This is a genomic window from Pseudooceanicola sp. HF7 (assembly GCF_011806405.1).
Taxonomy (GTDB): Bacteria; Pseudomonadota; Alphaproteobacteria; order Rhodobacterales; family Rhodobacteraceae; genus Pseudooceanicola.
The window spans coordinates 39,605-55,387 of record NZ_JAATOW010000022.1; the positions used below are offsets into that span (position 1 = coordinate 39,605).

Here is a 15,783-nt window from a genome sequence, read left to right on the forward strand (position 1 = left end):
ACGGTTGAATGCCCCGTGAAAACATCTGGACATTGCCATCGTCCCTGTCTTTTGATCAAATTCAGGTCAATTGAGGCCCAAAGAGCCCAAATTCCAACGGGAGCAAATGATGAAGAAACCAATCCTGTCGCTGACTGCCCTGCTCAGCCTGACCGCCGCCGCGGTTCAGGCGGAAGAGGTCCATGTCTACAACTGGTCCGACTACATCGACGAAGAGCTGCTGACGAAGTTCGAGGAAGAGACCGGCATCGAGCTGATCTACGACGTCTTCGACAGCAACGAGATCCTGGAAACCAAGATGCTGGCCGGCGGCTCCGGCTATGACGTCGTGGTGCCGACCGGCACCTTCCTGCAGCGCCAGATCATGGCGGGCTCCTTCCAGCCGCTCGACATGTCCAAGCTGCCCAACCACGAAAACATGTGGGACGTGATCCAGACCCGCACTGAACCATATGATCCCGGTGGGGAGTATTCCATCAACTACATGTGGGGGACCACCGGCCTTGGCGTGAACGTGGGCAAGGTGACCGAAGTGCTGGGTGAAGATGCGCCCATGACCTCTCTGTCGCTGATCTTCGATCCGGCCAACATGGAAAAACTGGCCTCTTGCGGCGTGCACTTCCTGGATGCGCCGACGGAAATGATCCCGGCCGCGCTGACCTATCTTGGCATGGACCCGGACGCCAAGGATGCCGACAGCCTGGCCAAGGCCGAAGAAGTGCTGATGGCCGTGCGCCCCTACGTGCAGAAGTTCGACAGCTCCGATTACATCAACGCGCTGGCCAACGGCGATGTCTGCGTGGCCTTCGGCTGGTCGGGTGACGTGCTTCAATCGCGTGACCGTGCGGCGGAAGCCGACAACGGGGTCGAGATCGCCTACAACATCCCCGAAGAAGGGGCGCTGATGTGGTTCGACCAGATGGCGATTCCCGTGGATGCCCCGAACCCGGAAGCTGCGCATGTCTTCCTGAACTTCATCATGGATGCGCAGAACATGGCGGCGGCGTCGAACTACGTCTACTACGCCAACGGCAACCTCGCGTCCCAGGAATACCTGATCGAGGACGTGATCGGGGATACCGCGATCTACCCGGATCAATCCACGCTGGATAACCTCTACACGGTGACCCCCTTCGGCCCGAAAGAGCAGCGGACGCTGACGCGTCTGTGGACCAAGATCAAGTCGGGGATCTGATTTCCCCAATCGACGCCCGTGCCGTATCCCGGCGCGGGCGCAACCCGTCGAACAACGGAAAGCCTCATGCCTCAGACCGTATTCGCGCCGTGGGAAGACCCCGGTGAGAAGCCCCTGATCCAATTCAGGAACGTCACCAAAAAGTTCGGCGATTTTACCGCGATCGCGAATATAGACCTGGATATCTACGGCCAGGAGTTCTTTGCCCTGCTCGGGCCATCGGGGTGTGGCAAGACCACGCTGATGCGGATGCTTGCCGGGTTCGAGAAGCCCACCTCCGGCCAGATCCTGCTGGGCGGAGAGGACATCGTCGACACGCCGCCCAACAAGCGCCCGGTGAACATGATGTTCCAGAGCTACGCGCTGTTCCCGCACCTGTCGGTCTGGGACAACATCGCCTTCGGTCTGCGCCGGGAAGGCGCCGACAAGGCCACGATCGAAACCCGCGTGGCCGACATGATCCGCCTGACCCGGCTGGACAAGTTCGCCCGCCGCAAGCCGCACCAGCTGTCCGGCGGCCAGCGCCAGCGCGTGGCGCTTGCCCGGTCGCTGGCCAAGGCGCCCAAGCTGCTTCTGCTGGACGAACCCCTTGGCGCGCTTGACCGCAAGCTGCGCGAGGAAACCCAGTTCGAGCTGATGGACATCCAGGAAAAGACCGGCACCACCTTCGTCATCGTCACCCACGACCAGGAAGAGGCGATGACCGTTGCCTCCCGCGTGGCGGTCATGGACGAAGGGCAGCTTGTGCAGGTCGCCACCCCGGATCGCATCTACGAAACGCCCAATTCCGTCTACGTGGCCGATTTCATCGGGGACGTGAACATCATCGAGGGGGCTGCCTCCCAGACCGGTGACAAGGTGCTTGTCTCCTGGGCCGAGGGGGCCTCTCCGCTGGTCGCCACGACCCAGGCGCTGCTTCAGAAGGACCAGAAGTGCTTCCTGGCCATCCGCCCGGAAAAGATCACCATTTCCGCCGAAGAGCCCGAGGTCGCCAACAAGGTGCAGGGCGAAATCCTGGATATCGGCTACCTTGGCAATATCTCCACCTACCACGTGAAGCTGCCCACGGGCCATGTGATCAAGGCCTCTGCCACCAACACCCGCCGCATCGGTCGCCGCGCCTTTACCTGGGAAGACAAGGTCTGGTTGTCCTGGACCGATACCGCCGCCATCGTGCTGGAGCGCTGATCATGGGAGAGGCTGCTTTTTCCCGTCCAAGCACCCCTGAACGCGCCGTTCCGATCCAGGGGAGGACCGCATGCGCCGCCTGATCCTGATCGCGCTGCCCTACCTGTGGCTGCTGGCGCTGTTCCTGGTGCCCTTCCTGATCGTCATCAAGATCTCTCTTTCGGACGTGGCGCTGGCCCGGCCGCCCTACATGCCGCAGCTTGACCTGTCGGCGGGGCTGGCGGGGATCAAGGCGTTCTTCTCCGAACTCGATTTCGAGAACTTCTTCTTCCTGACCACGGACGAGCTGTACTGGCGCGCTTACCTGTCGTCGCTCAAGATCGCGCTGGTCTCGACCCTGTTCACCCTGGCGATCGGCTTTCCGATTGCCTACGGCATGGCCTCTGCCCCGCGTGAATGGCGCCCGACGCTGATGATGCTGGTGATCCTGCCGTTCTGGACCTCCTTCCTGATCCGCGTCTATTCCTGGATGGGGATCCTGTCGAACACGGGGCTGCTGAACAATTTCCTGATGTGGACAGGGATAATCAACGAACCTCTCCAGATCATGAACACGGAGATCGCGGTCTATATCGGGATCGTCTACACCTACCTGCCCTTCATGATCCTGCCGGTCTATTCGACGCTGGAAAAGCTGGACGATTCCCTGCTGGAAGCGGCCGAGGACCTGGGCTGCACGCGCACCTCTGCCTTCTGGCGGGTGACCGTGCCGCTGTCCAAACCCGGCATCATCGCGGGCTGCTTCCTGGTCTTCATCCCGGCGCTTGGCGAATTCGTCATCCCGTCGCTGCTGGGCGGATCGCAGACGCTGATGATCGGCAAGGTCCTGTGGGAGGAATTCTTCAACAACCGCGACTGGCCCGTGGCCTCGGCCGTGGCCGTGGTGCTGCTGGCGATCCTGATCATTCCGATCATCCTGTTCCAGCGCAATGAGCAGAAACAGCGGGAGGCCGAACAATGAGACGCATGTCCGGTTTCAACCTGGTCTCGCTGACGTTCGGGCTGGCCTTCCTGTACCTGCCGATGGTCATCCTGGTCTTCTACAGCTTCAACGCCTCAAAGCTGGTGACGGTCTGGGCGGGGTTCTCGACCAAGTGGTACGGAGAGCTGTTCCGCAACGAGGCCTTCCTGGATGCGGCCCTTGTGACGCTGAAGGTCGCGGTGATCTCTTCCACGCTGGCAACGGTGCTGGGCACCATGGCGGCCTTCGTGCTGATCCGGCTGGGCCGCTTCCTGGGCCGGACGGTGTTTTCCGGCATGATCTACGCGCCGCTGGTGATGCCGGACGTGATCACCGGCCTGTCGCTGCTGCTGCTCTTCATCGGGCTGGGCGTGGATCGCGGGGTCTTCACCATCGTGCTGGCCCATACGACCTTCTGCATGTGCTATGTCTCTGTCGTCGTGTCCTCGCGCCTGTCCAGCTTCGACACCTCGCTGGAGGAAGCCGCGCTGGACTTGGGCTGCACGCCCTGGCAGGCTTTCCGCCTTGTGACCCTACCGATCATCGCGCCGGCGGTCATTTCCGGTTGGTTGCTGGCCTTCACGCTGTCGCTGGATGACCTGGTGATCTCCAGCTTCGCGGCGGGGCCGTCCTCCACCACCTTGCCGATGAAGATCTTCTCTGCGGTGCGGCTTGGGGTTTCCCCGGAAATCAACGCCTTGTCGACGATCATGATCGGGATCGTGGCTTTCGGGGTGGTGATCTTCTCCATCATGTCGAAACGGGCTACGGTGCGCCAACAGCAGGAAGAAAGGGACGCCTTCCACGGCTGACCTGAGCAATCGAAAGACCCAATTCCGTGACTGATACCCGCACATCCCCCCGCCGCATCTACGGCGATTTCGCCTATACCCGCGGCCCGATCGAACATTGCTACTGGGCAGAGGCGGTGCCGGAAGCGGCGCTGGCCCATGCGCCGGTGCAGGGGCGGGCCGCTTGCCGGGTGGCGGTGGTCGGCGGGGGCTACACCGGGCTCAACGCCGCGCTGGCACTGGCAGAGGCGGGCCAGGACGTGATGCTGCTGGATGCGGAGTTCCCGGGCTTCGGTGCCTCCGGGCGCAACGGGGGGTTCTGCTGCCTTGGCTCGCACCGTGCCAGCGATGCCCGCTTGCGCCGCTTCGGGCCCGATGGCCCGTCAGAGGTGCGCCAGGCCGAAGCCGCCGCCATCGCCCATGTGGAGGCCCTGATTGGGCGCTTCGGCATCGATGTCGACCGCCATTCCGAGGGCGAGGTCGTGCTGGCCCATTCGCCCCGCGCCATGGAGGCCCTGCGCCGCCATGCCGATGAATTTACGCGTGATTTCGGCGCAGAGGCACGGATCATCGAACGCGCGGACCTGGCGGCAGAGGGGCTGTATTCCCCCGGCTGGTACGGGGGGCTGCACACGCCGCTGGGCTTTGCCCTGCACCCGCGCAAGTACCTGGCCGGGCTGGTGGCTGCCGCCCATGGCGCCGGGGCGCGGATCCACGGCGCCAGCCCGGTGCTTTCGCTTTCCCAAGAGGGGGGCAAGCAGGTGCTGGTCACCCCCTCTGCCCGGATCGAGGCCGACCGGGTGATCGTCGCCACCAACGGCTACACGGCAGAGACGCTTCTGCCCTGGCTGCGGGGGCGCTTCCTGCCTGCGCAAAGCTCTGTCCTGACCACCCGGCGGATGACCGAGGATGAGCTGAAGGCGCAGAATTATACTTCGCGGCAAATGGCTTACGAAGATCGCAAGCTGCTGCATTACTTCCACCTGACGCCCGATGGCCGCATGGTCTTTGGCCAGCGCGGGGCGCTTCTGTCATCTGCGGCGAACGAAGCCAAGGTGGCGGCCACGGTGCGTGCCGATTTCGAGGCGGCCTTCCCCGCCTGGCGGCACGTGGAAAGCCCGCATCACTGGTCCGGGATGGTCTGCCTGACGGCGTCTCTGACGCCCTTTTGCGGGCCGGTGCCGGGGATGGAGGGGGTCTTTGCGGGCTTCGGCTACCACGGCAACGGCGTGGCCATGGGCAGCTATACCGGCGCGATCCTGGCGGACCTGGCGCTTGGCCGGGCCCCGCAGGCCCTGCTGCCAAAGGCCTTTGCCGCGCCGCCGCCGCGCTTCCCCTTCGCGCCGCTCCGGCGGGGCTACCTGATGGCGGAATATGCCGGGGCGAAGATCCTGAACAACTGACGAGTCCGGGTTGCAGGGTCCGGGTTGCGGGTCTGGGCCGCAGAGGCGGTTCAGGGCGATTTCGCGGCTTGCGCGCGGGCCCGTTGCAGGCCCAGGTGGCGTTCGCGCAGCAGGATGATGACCCCGGCGGTGATGATGATCGCGGCACCGGCAAGCATTTGAACTGTCGGCACTTCTCCGAAGGCGAAATAGCCGATGAGCAGGGCGAAGATCATCGAGGCATAGTCGAAGGGCGCCACCAGGCTGGCATCCGCGAAGCGGTAGGAGGAGGTCAGGAAGATCTGCCCCACGCCGCCGAGCAGGCCGGCCAGGATGAGGGCTGTTGCCTCCCAGGGGGTGGGCAGGACCCAGCCGAAGGGGATGGTGAAGAGCGACATCACCGTGGCGGTGACGGAGAACCAGAAGACGATCGCCGAAGTTTGCTCTGTTTTCACCATATTGCGGATGTGGACCTGGGCCAGGGCGCCGCAGGTGGCCCCGAAGAGCACCAGGAAGGCGCCGATGGCCTGGGTGGCCTGGACGGGGTCGCCGCCGAAAGTGGTGACACGCGGTTCCAGCACCACGGTCACGCCGAAAAGGCCAAGCGCCACCGCGCCGATGCGTAAGACGCCGACCTTTTCGCCAAGGAACATCGCGGCGAAGACCACCACCAGCAGCGGCATGGTGTAATTGAGCGCCGTGACCTCGGGCAGGGGCAGGAAGGCCAGGGCCGCGAAGCCGCAACCCATTGAGGTGGTTCCGATAAATCCGCGCCAGACATGGGCCATGGGATTGGCCACCTTCATGCCGGTGGAGAGGTCTCCGCGGGCGGCGAGCCAGCCGAAGATGATCGGCAGGGCAAAGATGGAGCGGAAGAAGACCGCCTCTCCCGGGGGGACATGGGGGGTGGAGGCCTTGATGAGGGAACTCATGCCGATGAAGCAGATGACGGCGATGAGCTTGTAGGCGATGCCTTTGAGCGGCTGCATTGAATCCTCGGGCGGCCTGGGGTCGCGGCAGCCTCCGGCATGGATGGACAAAGGTCAATTGCAGGGGCGTGGTTGCAAGGCGCGCCTGTGCGCTCATGCAGAGGGGGAATCCGGGGCAAAAGCACCGTCGGTGCGGCGTCTGTTTCGCGTCGGTATGACGTCGGTATCACGTCGGTGCGCAGCGCGCGGGGGGGTAGGGGTTTGTTATGTGCAGTCTTGCAGAGGTGCGCCTTCGCCGCTTGCCGGGGCAGGAGACCGATCGCAGGCGTGGCGTCCCTTGGCGGGTGGGGGCCTCCGGCGGGAGTTTTTCGGCAAGAAGAAAGGGGAAGGGGAGAGAAAGGGGGCCGGTGGGGGCCCCCTTTCGGGTCTGGATCAGAGGCCGGGGCCCTTGGGGTCGAGGGTGATGGACCAGAGTTCCTGGTCGGCGCGGTCCATCAGGCGGACGGTCATCTGCTGGGTGGCGCCGTCGATGTCGACGATGCCGAAGAACTGCATGCCCGAGGAGGGCGGCAGGTTGACCTGGCCTTCCGGCGGGGCCTTCACGAAGCGCTCTTCCGGGCCGAAGGTGGCATCCAGCTTGTTGGGGCCGAAGGTGCCGGCGTGCAGCGGGCCGGAGACGAATTCCCAGAAGGGGTCGAAGTCCTGGAACTGGGCCTTGTCCGGGTTGTAGTAATGCGCCGCGGTATAGTGGACATCGGCGGTGAACCAGACGGTGTTCTCGATGCCAGCGGTCTTGATGAAGCGCAGCAGCTCCGCGAATTCGAGCTCGCGACCCTTGGGGGCGCCGTTGTCCCCGTTGGAGACGGCTTCGACGCGCATCTCGTCCTTGACCTTGTCCCAGACGACCAGGCCGATGGGCATGTCGCAGGCGATGGCCTTCCAGGTGGCGGTGGACTTGGCCAGTTCCCGTTTCAGCCATTCCAGCTGGGCGGCGCCCAGGATCTGGCTTTCGGGCGTGATCTGGTCCTGCATGCCATCGGTGTTCGGGCCGCGGTAGCTGCGCAGGTCGAGGAAGAAGATGTCCAGCATCGGGCCGTAGGACATCTTGCGATAGATCCGGCCGGGCTCTGCCGGGGTGTAGGAGATCGGCGTCATCTCATGGAAGGCGCGGGCGGAGCGGGCGGCCAGGGTCCAGACGTTCCGTTCGGTATAGGCATCCGGCAGGATCTCGTTGGCGGCCCAGTTGTTGGTCACCTCGTGATCGTCCCATTGGTAGAAGGTGGGCACGGCGGCGTTCATGGCCAGCACGTGTTCGTCCAGCATGTTGTATTTCCACTGGCCGCGGAATTCGTCCAGGGTTTCGGCGACCTTTGATTTCTCTTCGGTCAGGATCCGGTTCTTCCAGGTCATGCCATCGGCTGCGGTCACCTCTTCGGTGTGCAGCGGGCCGTCGGCATAGATCGTGTCGCCGGAGTGGATGAAGAAGTCCGGCTCATGCTGGGTCATGGTGGCATAGGTGCGCATGCCCTCGTCATCGATGCCGTAGCCCTGGCCCACGGTGTCGCCGGACCAGACGAAGCGCACGTCGCGGCGCCCGGCGGGAGCGGTGCGGAACTTGCCCGTGATCGGTTCGGAGACCGCGTTGGTGTCGGTCAGGTCGGTGGCGATGAAGCGGTAGAAGACCTCCTGGTCCGCGGGCAACCCCTCGACCAGGCGCTTGATCGTGAAATCGCCGGTGGGATCGGCATAGAGCGGGGCCAGGGCGCGGGCGTTCTTGAAGCTTTCGGTGGTCGAAACCTCCATCGCGACGCGGGCGGGGCGGTCCGTGCGGGTCCAGATCATGCCGGAGCTGGCAGAGACATCGCCCGATTGCACGCCGTGGGTGAAGGCCGGGCGGGTGGCCGCGCGCGAGATCGCGGGCATAGCAAGGGAGGCAGCAGCCGCTGCAGAGCTGGCGAGCAGCGTGCGGCGGGTGAGCCGCGGCTGGATTAGCTTGGCCATGGGGGATCCTTGGAACATGTGAATGGTGGCGCTGACATGCCCGGTGAATGCGACGATCCCCTGTCTGTTTGATGAAGCTTAGGTCACGGTTTCGTAACCGGCGGTGCGCTGCCATCCCGCTGAAATCGCGGGAAAAGCCAAGGGTGGCTTGCGCTGGGCGGGGTCTTGTCCGGTTCCGGGGGCTCTGCTACCTCTGGCGGACCGTCAGCCAGATCCAGCCAGACAGCCCCGCAAGGAGAAACCCATGTCTCTTACGCGCCGTGCCGTGCTGGCCGGTGGTGCTGCCCTGCTGGCCAGCCCCGCGTTGTCCCAATCGTCGTCCCAATCTTCGCGCCCCTCCCGCAAGGCGACCCCGGCGGAGGTGATCCGCGATCCCCGCGTCAGCCGCTTCGACATCGGCCCGGCGGAGGCCCCCTGGCGCATCCAGGTCGGCCTGCCGGAAGGGCCGCCGCCGCCCCAGGGCTATTCGGCGATCTTCGCGCTGGATGGCAATGCCAGCTTTCCGATGTTCTGGCACCGTTTGCCAAAGGCGGCCCCGGTGGTGCTGGTGGGGATCGGTTATCCGACCAAGGCGCGGCTGGACCTGGCGCGGCGCTGGCGTGATCTGACCTCTCCGGCGCTGGTGGCGCCGGGCAGCGAGGCGCAGATGTGGGGCCGGCATGAGACCGGCGGGCGGGAGGACTTCGCCGACATGATCCTGACGGCGTTGCTGCCGCGCCTGCAGGAGGAGCTGCCGCTCGACCCCGGTGCGCGCACGCTGCATGGCCATTCGCTGGGCGGGCTGTTCGGGCTGCACCTGCTGTTTACCGCGCCGGGGGCCTTCCGGGCGCTGGCGCTGGCGGATCCGTCGACCTGGTGGAACGGCGGAGAGGCCTACCGCGAGGCAGGGGCCTTTGCCGGGGGCGTGCGCGCCGGGGGGCATGGTCTGGAGCGCCCGGTCGAGCTGTTGCTGATGAGCGGCGGGGCCAGCAGCCGCCCTGGCAGTTCGTCCCGGCGCAGTGTCACGCCGCGGGTGGCCGCGCAGTTACAGGGCCTGCGGGGGCTGTCGGTCCGTCACAAGGTCTTTCCCGAGCTCACCCATGGCGGGCTGATCTCCCCCTCTGTCGATGAGGCCCTGGCGCTGCATCAGCGGGTGACCGGCTAAGGGGCACCGACGGGGCCGTTGCGCAGGTGCGGGCTGGATCCGGGCGGCTTTGGCTTGATCGTGGCGGAGGCCCGGCCCAGAGTTGGCAGACAGCAAGAAAGGCCAGCCTCATGAGTGATACCCGTCGTTTCCAGCCCGTTTCGGGCATGGACCTGCCCCGTTTCGCCGGGATTCCCAGTTTCATGCGCCTGCCTGTGATCGCTCCGGAACAGGCGGGGGCAGAGGGGGTGCAGATCGGGCTGATCGGCGTGCCTTGGGACACCGGCACCACCAACCGCCCCGGCGCCCGTCACGGCCCGCGCCAGATGCGGGACCTGTCGACCATGATCCGCTCGACCCATCCGGTGAGCCGGGTGAAACCCTTCGAGGCCTGCAATTGCGCGGACCTGGGCGATGTGCCGGTGAACCCGACGGATGTGCAGGCAACACTGGGCCGGGTGGAGCGGTTCTACGACGGGATCGTCGCCCAGGGGATCCGGCCGCTGACGGCGGGGGGCGATCACCTGATCAGCCTGCCGGTGCTGCGCGCCCTGGCCAGGAAGGGGCCGCTGGGCATGGTGCATTTCGACAGCCACACGGATCTGAACGACAGCTATTTCGACGGCGACAAGTACACCCATGGCACCCCCTTCCGCCGCGCGATCGAGGAAGGGCTGCTGGACCCCGCCCGGGTCATCCAGATCGGCATCCGCGGGCCGGTCTACGGCGATTTCGAGGACGTCGAATGGGGCCGCGCCCAGGGCGTGACGATCGTCACGATAGACGAGTTGTTCGACCGTGGCATCGCGGATGTCATGGCCCAGGCCCGCGCGGTGGTGGGCGACGCGCCGACCTACGTGTCCTACGACATCGATTTCGTCGACCCGGCCTTTGCGCCGGGCACGGGCACGCCGGAGGTCGGTGGGCCGAACAGCTACCAGGCGCAGCAGGTGGTGCGGGCGCTCTCGGGGCTGGACATCGTGGGCGCGGACCTGGTCGAGGTCTCTCCGCCCTTCGATGCGAGCGGCGGAACGGCCTGGCTGGCGGTGAGCTTGATGTTCGAACTTCTCTGCGTCATGGCGGAGGGGCGGTAGGGCGATGGGGGCGGTTTGTTCTGTTCGGCCCATTGCGGACCTTCACGCCAGGGGCGGCGGATGGCTGGCTTACAGCCCACGGCTACCTGTCGCGCCTGGTCAAGGCGAGCCCCCACATCCAGGCTTTAGTAGCATAGTAAGGCAGGCTTTCACTCAGCGACCGGTTTTTGCACTATCCGCAACATCGCATCGTAGTGCTTTTTATCACGCTCCCGAATATACTTCATTGCACCATTTGCGGCGCGGTGGCTCTCCTCCACGGTAAGCGCGGGAAGCGAATTCACTGCCTCAATGTCACCATGCGACTCGATTTGGCACACTCGCTCGAGCTGGTTCATTTCCGCCTGATTTAACCCTTTTATCTTCCCGGAGTCGTCGAATAATGCCTCGGCGAAACTAGCTTTGTCCGGTGCAGCAAATGCCGTGAATATCTCCAGCAGCTTCCGGATCGCGTTTGGCAAAAGATATAGATAGTCGGCGCTCTGCTTGTCCGAAGCCTCGAATACGACTGAGAAAAGGTATTGGTATTCCGAATCGTACTTCGCCAAGTGCGATGGCATCTTCACCAACGCTGATTCTCGACTGCCTTTTTCATCGTCACGGCAATCCACGAAAAGCAGCCCTTGAGGCACCGTATCCGCGAAATTGACACCTCGGAAAAAGGATCGCTTCGCCATGTGCATGAACTTGAGGTTATGGGTCAGCAAGATGACCTGTGCGACACGTTTCGTGTGCTTCTTAATCAGGCCGAACGCATAGGTCTGGGCATTGCCGTCAAGGCTCGATATCGGGTCGTCGATTACAACAACGAGACTCTTCTTATCCCGACCTTCGGCACTAAATTGAGTTAGAAAGAAGCAGAATGTTAGCGCGGTTTTCTCGCCCTCGCTGAGGTTCTGTGCAATCGAGCCATCCGCGCGAACCAATTGGTAGCCTTCTTCTTTGGATTCTAACAGAATGGAGTTGTGGCCGAGGTACTCGTGAAGCAGTTTGTTGAGTTCGCCGGCCGCAACTCCATGCTTACGAATTTCCTTGCGCAACGCTTCCGCCTTGTCCTCCAAGGTCTTCGCCGCTTCTCGTGTTTTTTGAACATCTTCCTCGGCATCTGCCGCGTTTCGTTTCAGCTGGCGGTATGAAGCTTGTTCGGCCAAGAGCACATGGGCCTTCAGTGCATTTGCGGCGTCATCCTTGCGTTGCTTGAACTGATCATTGATGGAATTGTGCTCGCTGATAACTGTGAGCAAAGGGCGTGTGGCATCAATGAACTTGGCTGACCAGTCATGGCCTAGGAGCTTTGTCACGTTGTCGGGAATGCTTTGACTTGCCATAGGGTTCCGTTGGCGTTCCTCAAGTGCTTCTTGTAGCTCCTTGATTGCTCTACCGCTAGCAAGGACCTCAGACCGGAAGCCGTTTTCGACCTCGCTGAAACCTTTGGCGAGAGTGGGTTGAACGGCTGACTGTGATGGCAGGTCCTCTAGCCATCCTCTCAGCAGCGAGCGTGACCGCTCGCACCATTCAATAGCCGCTGTGACTGCGTTTGTTTGCTCCTGCCAGCTCTCGCTGAACATTGCCGCCAAGGTCTTCCTTCGTTGGTCTGATATCTCGTTGCCACAATGAAGGCATGACGCGAGCTGGTTTTCTTCGTGATAGTGATGACCCTCAGCTACCCACGCCAACATGTTGGGATGGGTCGTGAGGTCAGACGAAAGCTGCGCGGAAAAGTCCCGCTGAATCAGGTCACAAGCAGATTTCACCTCGTCCCGAAATCCCTCGGGCAGTTCGAGGGCTAGGTTAATTTTCGGGAGTGGGTCGGACTGACGAATGATTGTACGACATTCGCCAATACTGTCCTCCGTGAGTTTGTCTTGATCCGTGAACTGCTTTTCGGAGTACTCACGGTCGACATTTCCTCTATTGAATTGCTGAGTATAGCCAGTACCTCTGGCGTCGCGTACGCGTCCGCCTATTTCTGTGCCTTTGTCCTTATATTTTTTCTCTGCAGATTCCTGACTTGTCTTGGCAGTGCGAGCCACGGATTCGGCAGTTTTCAGGTCGGCTTCTAGCTGGCGAAGCTCGTTAACCTTTTCGATGTTTTCTTCGTCAATATGGAAGATCGGCAACGCCGAACCGTCGTCCCATTGAAAGTTGCGGGAAACGAAGTCAGAGTTGAAGACTAGGAGTTGGTTTCCAAGCGGATGTACTAAACTGGCATTGGTTGCTGTAGTTTCGTCGGAAAACTTGACCTGAAATTTTGCACGTTCATCGATTCCGTTGGCTAGAGAATCTGCTTCCAGAGAGGCAAAAATGCGGGATAGGCTAGTCTTTCCAGACCCATTGAAGCCATAAATAATTGTTTTTCTTGTGAAATCGGTGTCAGGACTATGAGACTTGTGGTCGCGCCAAATGCCTAAACCGCTGATCTGAACAAGCTTCTCTACAAAGATGGTTTCTGGCATTTCCCTACCGTCATAATTTCTTGCGATCATAATGCAGGAAGATGCTTGCACATATTACGATCGGTTGCCAACTGATCCATTTTGGCGACAAATCCTGACAGCACTGTGTAAAGCCCGGCCCGAGGCCACAAGCGCCGTGTCTGCAAGCTTACGCACTGCTGCCGTTCGTGACATGCGCAGCGAAGGTCTGCTTCCCGCCCAACCAACCACCCCCCGCCACCCCGATCCACGGGGATCTCATCCCGTGATCAGGGCGGCAGGGGGGCTTGGCCTTCCGGGGTCAGAGGGCGAAGAGGTCCTGTTCGACGCCGGCTGTCTCGAACAGGTAGTCTCGGCTGGCCGTCAGTTCGGAGCGCAGGCGGGCGATGTCGAAGCCGACGACCTGGCCCTGCCACTTGCGGGGGCGGCCCGCGACCAGGACCGTGTCGACGTTGGTACGCTCCATCAGGGTGACAACCGCGCCGGCCGCGTTGTTCAGGGGCGCGACGTTCAGCGCCTCTGCGTCCAGCAGGACGATATCGGCGGCCTTGCCGGGGGTCAGGCTGCCGGTCACGCGGTCCAGCTTCAGGCCCTTCGCACCGTCGATCGTGGCGTGGCGCAGGGCGTCTGCGCATTGCATCAGCGCGGGGTAGTCCTGGGCGCCGGAGAGCGCGGCCTCGTTCACGAACATGCGCTGCAGGGTGATGAGGCCCCGCATCTGGGTGAAGGGATCCGCCGTCATCGTGCATTCCACGTCCGAGGACAGCGAGGTCGTCATGCCAAGGTCCAGCGCCTTCTGGATCGGCGGGGTGCCGTGGCGCATGTGCATCTCGATCGGCACGGCAAGGGAGACATGCGCGCCGGCGTCCGCGGCCCGTTGCCAGGCCATGTCTGACATGCCGGTCATGTGGATGAAGATGTTGTCCTCTCCGAACTCGCCGGCCTCTGCCAGCTGGTCGAAGGTGCCGGCCATGCCGAAGGTGCCCACGACATGCAGCGCGATGGGCAGGCCAAGTTCGCGCCCGATGGCCCAGGAGGTCTCGTACCCCGGCAGGTAGATTTCGCCGCCCATGACCATGGTCAGCAGCTGGTCATCGGACGAGAAGTACTGCTGCTTGATGCGCCGGGCGTCCTGCGGGTACTGGGAGCGGTCGCCGTGGCCCTCGAAATAGCCGAAGACGGCGCGGCGGCCTGCATCGGCCAGCCCTTCGATCGCGGCATCGGAATGTTCCGGGCTGTGGTGGATCTGGCTGACATCCATCACCGTGGTGACCCCGGCGTCGATCTGTGAGATGCCGGCGAAGAGCTCGTTGATGTAGACGTCCTCGGGGCGGTAGGCCATCGAGAACTGCTGCAGGATGGTTTCGTAGTAGTTGGTCGCGTTCACCTCGCGGCCGTCGTTCACCAGGATGCCATGGGCCAGCTGGCTGCGCAGGGCGGTTTCGAACTGGTGGTGGTGGGTGTCGATGAAGCCGGGCATGACGATCTTGCCGGCGGCGTCGATCACGGTGGCGTCCGGGGCGTCGATGCTGGCGGCCACCTGGACGATCCGGTCGCCTTCGATCAGCACGTCGCCGCTGGCGAAGTTGCCGACCGCGTCATCCATCGACAGGATCACCCCGCCGCGGATCAGGGTGCGGCGACCGGGCTCTCCCATGCCCTCGGGGATGGTGCTTTCGGCCACCTGCTGGGCCCTGGCACTGGTGCCAAAGGTCGCGGTGGCGGCCATGGCGGCACCGCCGATGGCGCTGGTTTTCAGGAAGTCGCGCCGTGACGGGCATGGCGCCTTGGGGCGGCGGGGATCGCAGAGTCTGCACATGTTTTCTCTCCTCCAGAAACGGTGTGTCAGGTCGTTGGTGTCTCCGGCATCGCTCCCGGATCAGGGGGCCAGCACCGATCCGAGTACCGGGTAGCGCGTCAGCTGATGTGCGATATGCGAGGCCGTGGTGCGCAGCTCCGGCAGGCGTTCCTCTACCAGTTTCTCTGGCGTGACGAGGCCGGTGTAGCCGGAGCTGTTCAGGGCCGCGATAGTGCGCCCCTCGGCATTCCTGATGGGCACCGCGATGGCGGTGATCCCGTAGTCAAGCTGGTCGACGGTGGTGGCGTAGCCGTTCCGGCAGACCTCCTCTATTTCCCTGGCAAAGTGATCGGGGTCGATGCAGGTCTTGGCTGTCAGCGCCTCCGGCTTCAGTTCGGCCAGCCAGGCTTCGCGTTCGGCATCCGGCAGGCCCGCGACCAGGACGCGGCCCATGGAGGTCGCGAAGGCGGGGTAGCGCACCCCGACATTCGCGGCCGCCCGCCGCGCCCGCTGGACGGAGACATGGGCGATGTAGATCACGTCATGCCCGTCCAGCGTCGCGATGGAGGACGCGTCGCCGAAGGTGTCCACCAGGCTGCGCAGCTCCGGTTGCAGGACTTCCTCGATCCCCGTGGCGCCGTAGAAGGCAGAGCCCAGGGTCAGGATCCGCGGCGTCAGGTGAAACCGTTTCCCGCTGCGTCCTATGAACCCGAGGTGCTCCAGCGTGATCAGGCTGCGCCTGGCGGCGGCGGGGGACAGGTTCACTGTCTTGGCCACCTCGCTCAGGGTCATCTCTGGGCGGGATCCGTCGAGGCTTTGCAGGATCGCGAGACCCTTTGCCAGGCTGTCGACGAATTCGGACGGTTTGTCAGCGGGATTGGTCAAT

At 63.3% G+C, this 15,783-nt stretch carries 12 protein-coding genes; 7 read left to right on the forward strand and 5 right to left on the reverse strand.

The window, feature by feature from the left end; genetic code table 11:
- The first annotated feature begins 109 nt into the window (after nt 1-109).
- The 5 genes from HCZ97_RS13255 (at nt 110) to HCZ97_RS13275 (ending at nt 5,538) form a co-directional block, all read left to right on the forward strand.
- Nucleotides 110-1,195: a polyamine ABC transporter substrate-binding protein gene (locus tag HCZ97_RS13255; RefSeq protein ID WP_167689194.1), complete on the forward strand. Its 1,086-nt coding sequence runs from the start codon at nt 110-112 to the stop codon at nt 1,193-1,195.
- 66 nt (nt 1,196-1,261) lie between these two features.
- Nucleotides 1,262-2,383, forward strand: a complete 1,122-nt coding sequence (locus HCZ97_RS13260) for an ABC transporter ATP-binding protein (protein WP_167689195.1) — start codon at nt 1,262-1,264, stop codon at nt 2,381-2,383.
- A gap of 70 nt (nt 2,384-2,453) precedes the next feature.
- Nucleotides 2,454-3,344: an ABC transporter permease subunit gene (locus tag HCZ97_RS13265; RefSeq protein WP_167689196.1), complete on the forward strand. Its 891-nt coding sequence runs from the start codon at nt 2,454-2,456 to the stop codon at nt 3,342-3,344.
- Nucleotides 3,341-4,156: an ABC transporter permease subunit gene (locus HCZ97_RS13270; RefSeq protein ID WP_167689197.1), complete on the forward strand. Its 816-nt coding sequence runs from the start codon at nt 3,341-3,343 to the stop codon at nt 4,154-4,156. Before HCZ97_RS13265 ends, HCZ97_RS13270 begins: the two co-directional genes overlap by 4 nt.
- 26 nt (nt 4,157-4,182) lie before the next feature.
- A complete protein-coding gene (locus HCZ97_RS13275) occupies nt 4,183-5,538 on the forward strand; it encodes an FAD-dependent oxidoreductase (protein ID WP_167689198.1) in 1,356 nt (451 codons plus the stop codon).
- 50 nt (nt 5,539-5,588) lie between these two features.
- On the opposite strand, the gene HCZ97_RS13280 is transcribed toward HCZ97_RS13275, so the two are convergent.
- Entirely contained in the window at nt 5,589-6,506 is a 918-nt protein-coding gene (locus tag HCZ97_RS13280; protein WP_167689199.1) for a DMT family transporter, read from the reverse strand.
- A 372-nt stretch (nt 6,507-6,878) separates the two neighbouring features.
- Entirely contained in the window at nt 6,879-8,447 is a 1,569-nt protein-coding gene (locus HCZ97_RS13285) for an alkaline phosphatase (RefSeq protein ID WP_167689200.1), read from the reverse strand.
- 244 nt (nt 8,448-8,691) lie between these two features.
- On the opposite strand from HCZ97_RS13285, the gene HCZ97_RS13290 reads away from it, so the two are divergent.
- Nucleotides 8,692-9,591: an alpha/beta hydrolase gene (locus tag HCZ97_RS13290; RefSeq protein WP_167689201.1), complete on the forward strand. Its 900-nt coding sequence runs from the start codon at nt 8,692-8,694 to the stop codon at nt 9,589-9,591.
- A gap of 110 nt (nt 9,592-9,701) precedes the next feature.
- On the forward strand, nt 9,702-10,664 hold the full coding sequence (gene speB, locus HCZ97_RS13295) for an agmatinase (protein ID WP_167689202.1): 963 nt from the start codon (nt 9,702-9,704) through the stop codon (nt 10,662-10,664).
- Between the two features lie 149 nt (nt 10,665-10,813).
- Here speB and HCZ97_RS13300 read toward each other — a convergent pair whose 3' ends face one another.
- The 3 genes from HCZ97_RS13300 to HCZ97_RS13310 form a co-directional block, all read right to left on the reverse strand.
- A complete protein-coding gene (locus tag HCZ97_RS13300) occupies nt 10,814-13,120 on the reverse strand; it encodes an AAA family ATPase (protein ID WP_167689203.1) in 2,307 nt (768 codons plus the stop codon).
- Nucleotides 13,121-13,400: 280 nt separating this feature from the next.
- On the reverse strand, nt 13,401-14,918 hold the full coding sequence (locus HCZ97_RS13305; protein WP_167689204.1) for an amidohydrolase family protein: 1,518 nt from the start codon (nt 14,916-14,918) through the stop codon (nt 13,401-13,403).
- A 60-nt stretch (nt 14,919-14,978) separates the two neighbouring features.
- A complete protein-coding gene (locus HCZ97_RS13310) occupies nt 14,979-15,782 on the reverse strand; it encodes an IclR family transcriptional regulator C-terminal domain-containing protein (RefSeq protein WP_167689205.1) in 804 nt (267 codons plus the stop codon).
- Nucleotide 15,783: the final 1 nt, after the last annotated feature.

Coding starts and splice junctions, on each gene's coding strand:
- HCZ97_RS13300 (WP_167689203.1), bottom strand. CDS start 13,120: ATGCCAGAAACCATCTTTGTAGAGAAGCTTGTTCAGATCAGCGGTTTA.
- HCZ97_RS13305 (WP_167689204.1), bottom strand. CDS start 14,918: ATGTGCAGACTCTGCGATCCCCGCCGCCCCAAGGCGCCATGCCCGTCA.
- HCZ97_RS13280 (WP_167689199.1), bottom strand. CDS start 6,506: ATGCAGCCGCTCAAAGGCATCGCCTACAAGCTCATCGCCGTCATCTGC.
- HCZ97_RS13285 (WP_167689200.1), bottom strand. CDS start 8,447: ATGGCCAAGCTAATCCAGCCGCGGCTCACCCGCCGCACGCTGCTCGCC.
- speB (WP_167689202.1), top strand. CDS start 9,702: ATGAGTGATACCCGTCGTTTCCAGCCCGTTTCGGGCATGGACCTGCCC.
- HCZ97_RS13255 (WP_167689194.1), top strand. CDS start 110: ATGAAGAAACCAATCCTGTCGCTGACTGCCCTGCTCAGCCTGACCGCC.
- HCZ97_RS13260 (WP_167689195.1), top strand. CDS start 1,262: ATGCCTCAGACCGTATTCGCGCCGTGGGAAGACCCCGGTGAGAAGCCC.
- HCZ97_RS13265 (WP_167689196.1), top strand. CDS start 2,454: ATGCGCCGCCTGATCCTGATCGCGCTGCCCTACCTGTGGCTGCTGGCG.
- HCZ97_RS13270 (WP_167689197.1), top strand. CDS start 3,341: ATGAGACGCATGTCCGGTTTCAACCTGGTCTCGCTGACGTTCGGGCTG.
- HCZ97_RS13290 (WP_167689201.1), top strand. CDS start 8,692: ATGTCTCTTACGCGCCGTGCCGTGCTGGCCGGTGGTGCTGCCCTGCTG.